The sequence below is a fragment of the Citreicoccus inhibens genome (assembly GCF_019039035.1).
Taxonomy (GTDB): Bacteria; Myxococcota; Myxococcia; order Myxococcales; family Myxococcaceae; genus Citreicoccus; species Citreicoccus inhibens.
In genome coordinates this window covers 1-2,631 of record NZ_JAHNZT010000098.1, presented here as the reverse complement: position 1 = coordinate 2,631, position 2,631 = coordinate 1, and the positions used below count along the sequence as shown (strand labels likewise).

The window sequence follows — 2,631 nt, the reverse complement described above, 5'->3', positions numbered from 1 at the left end:
TCACCGCCGTCGCCCTCGAAGTCACTGGCATCTGGGGTGACCGCCGCTACCTCGACATGGCCCTGCTGACTTCAAACCCAGACACCGCTGAATGATGCCCAAAGGAGCTTTCCTCCCCCGCCCCCCCCCTCCGAACCAACTACACACGATTCGGGACTTGACCTTCGGACGGGCATCCCTTCGCAAACCGCGTCCCCCTGGCCCATCGCACAGCGCACCGGGGCCAACCGAGCATACGCACCACGTACCAGCGCCCTGAGGACAGCCGGCTCGGTCCGGTTCACCTTCTTGTAGAGCGCTTGCACCGAGACGGGAAGGCGATGCCGTTGCGCCGCGGCATGCAGTGAGGGGCGCATGCCCAGCACCACCAGACTCATTCGGTCGACGACGTCGGAGAACAGCAACTCGCGCTCGTACTGCCGTCCTCGGTGCTCATGGAATGCCGCATCGACCCACGCTGCGTCACAGGCACGCTCCAGCACCACCCGGGCCATGACGGTGAGTGGACTCTGGGTAAGGAAGCGCTCCACGATGGCATCGAACATGTCGGTAGAACCCCCAGCCCCAAAGTGGCCAAGGTGCCACCGTCCGTACAGTGGCCACGGCACGCCTGACGAGCGACCGCCCGCCTCGTACATCTGCTTGCCCTCCGCAGCCATGCCTCGCGGGAGCGATGTTTAAAGGGGTGCGTCTAAGGTCGAGGTGAAGTCAATGCTTTGCATTCGATTGAGAGCTGTCTGGCTGCTCGTTCTGACAGCCGGATAGCCATCCTTAGCTATGGGATGATAGTGATTGTCCAGTATGACTGTGCAGTCGCGTTGCCAACCCCATGCCCTGCAGTGCTGATGAGTGACTTCATCTTGACGCCCCCGGTACTCGCATTACTACTGATTTCGTGGCGCTGAACGTCACGGCTTCAGGAGTTCTCGAGGCAAGAAAGGAATACAACGTGGGAGACGACAAGACCAAGCGCGGAGCTCCGGACAACAAGCTCATCAGTCTGGGGCAGGACTATGAGGTCCGGGATTGGTGCATGGCACTTGGGTGTACCGAGGCGGAGCTTCGCGCCGCAGTAAAGGCCGTTGGCAACTCGGCCGTGGCAGTCCGGGAGTATCTCGCGAAGAAGAAGTAGCAGTCTAGCGAGTGCAACTAAACCAACGATCGTCATCCGTGATCCCTTTACGGGCTCGCAGGCAGGAGTGGGCGCAGTCTTCGGAAGGAGTCCTCTCTGCGGACGTTGGGCGTGCGCACTTCCGAGACGGCCTCCACAATTAAGAGCCGCAGGAGCGCTCCAATCTGCGAAGCTTGGGCCGTCAACACCCGAGCCAGGAGCTGCACTGCACCTTGAAGCGCGCGACTGACGAGAATGGGACGTACCTTCGCGGCCAGGCCCACGAGCGTGGCCAGAGGCTGTAGCCAGCCGGCAACCGTGCGTGAGCGCACCAGGGCCAAGAGAGCGGCCCACACAAATAGCTGGACGACATGCCTGGTGTTGCTTGGCATGGCATCGAGGTTGAGGTGCTGCTTGAGTCCCTTGAAGACGAGCTCCACCTGCCAGCGCAACCGGTGACCTGCCTGGATTCTTCGGACCACTGATTACGAGAGAGGTTCCGTCCGGGATGGGGTGGGTACCACTGCTTCGCACTTCCGTCGAAATTCCAGAGGCGTGAGGTAGCCAAGGCTCGAGGGAGGACGAAACTGGTTGTAATGCAGGGGGCATCGTCTCGCCGCCCTACTACCAACAAGCGAGACGTGTGTTCATCGACCGGTATCATTCGGACCGGCCGCAGGGCACGGATGCCCAGGTCAACAAGGCAAGGGTCCTGACGCATCAGCAGAGCACAAGCCGGCTGTCGGGGACGCTCTCGGGAGGCTTGGAGGATGGTAACTAGAACAACAAGATCCAATGCCACCTTGGGCTCATCCGGTTTGGCGAGCGCCCCGTGGGCTGAACCGACGGGGCGAGATGCTTCAGGGGGTGGGTTGATACGTCTGTCCGTTGAATTGATAGGTCCGCGGCTTCCGGTCGTCGTCCAGTGCTCGCACCACCCGGGGGAACTTCCCGCTGAGATTGACAGGGCCCTCGGGCACCGAGAGCCGGAGGACCAGGGTGTGGCCCTGCACGTCCCAGAAGGAGATCCGCTTGTCGCAGGCACAGACCTTCTCCCCCGAATCTGCGGTGGCACCGCTGCTGTACGAGGTGCGCATGCGCAGGGTATGGCGGTGGGGGTCGATCAGGTGGACTAGGTCCAGGAGCGGCGGGTCGTAGGCGCAGCCGTTGGACGAGCCTCCCTTGTCCAACTCTCCCTGGGCAATGCACCACGTACCGTCTGGGAGGGCCGGCCGTCAGGACCACCAAGTCGCGGTCGATGCTGCAGTGGCGGGTGCGCACCTGAACGACGCGGTCCGCGCCCGTCTTGGGACCGAAGGTCGCTGGAAAGACGTCCACGGCGATGACCGTGCCGCTCTCCAGGCACTCCAGAGCGCCCAGGCTGAAGCCACCGGCTAAACGACGAGGCGTGATTCCCGATCGGCCCGGAGGGTAGGCAGGCGCTGGACGAGTGGGGAAGCGGCAGGAACCCACTCCGTTCGGCCCTGTGTGAGCAAGTACCAGAAGAAGAAGCGAGCCCT

At 62.6% G+C, this 2,631-nt stretch carries 3 protein-coding genes and 1 pseudogene; 1 reads left to right on the top strand and 3 read right to left on the bottom strand.

The genetic code is table 11. The features are described from left to right. Nucleotides 1-215 precede the first annotated feature (215 nt). Nucleotides 216-494, bottom strand: a pseudogene (locus KRR26_RS37280) (IS4 family transposase); the annotation flags it as partial. Nucleotides 495-895: 401 nt separating this feature from the next. On the opposite strand from KRR26_RS37280, the gene KRR26_RS36315 reads away from it, so the two are divergent. Next, nucleotides 896-1,132, top strand: coding sequence for a DUF3606 domain-containing protein (locus KRR26_RS36315; protein ID WP_328707283.1), 237 nt, complete (start codon nt 896-898; stop codon nt 1,130-1,132). 47 nt (nt 1,133-1,179) lie between these two features. On the opposite strand, the gene KRR26_RS37965 is transcribed toward KRR26_RS36315, so the two are convergent. Together KRR26_RS37965 and KRR26_RS36305 are read right to left on the bottom strand one after the other, a co-directional pair. Beyond that, the gene (locus KRR26_RS37965; RefSeq protein WP_407931765.1) at nt 1,180-1,593 is read right to left on the bottom strand and encodes a transposase; all 414 of its coding nucleotides are present in this window, start codon (nt 1,591-1,593) and stop codon (nt 1,180-1,182) included. A gap of 378 nt (nt 1,594-1,971) precedes the next feature. Continuing rightward, nucleotides 1,972-2,301 carry a hypothetical protein gene (locus tag KRR26_RS36305; RefSeq protein WP_217082174.1) on the bottom strand — a complete coding sequence of 110 codons (330 nt, stop codon included), beginning with the start codon at nt 2,299-2,301 and terminating at the stop codon, nt 1,972-1,974. Nucleotides 2,302-2,631 lie beyond the last annotated feature (330 nt).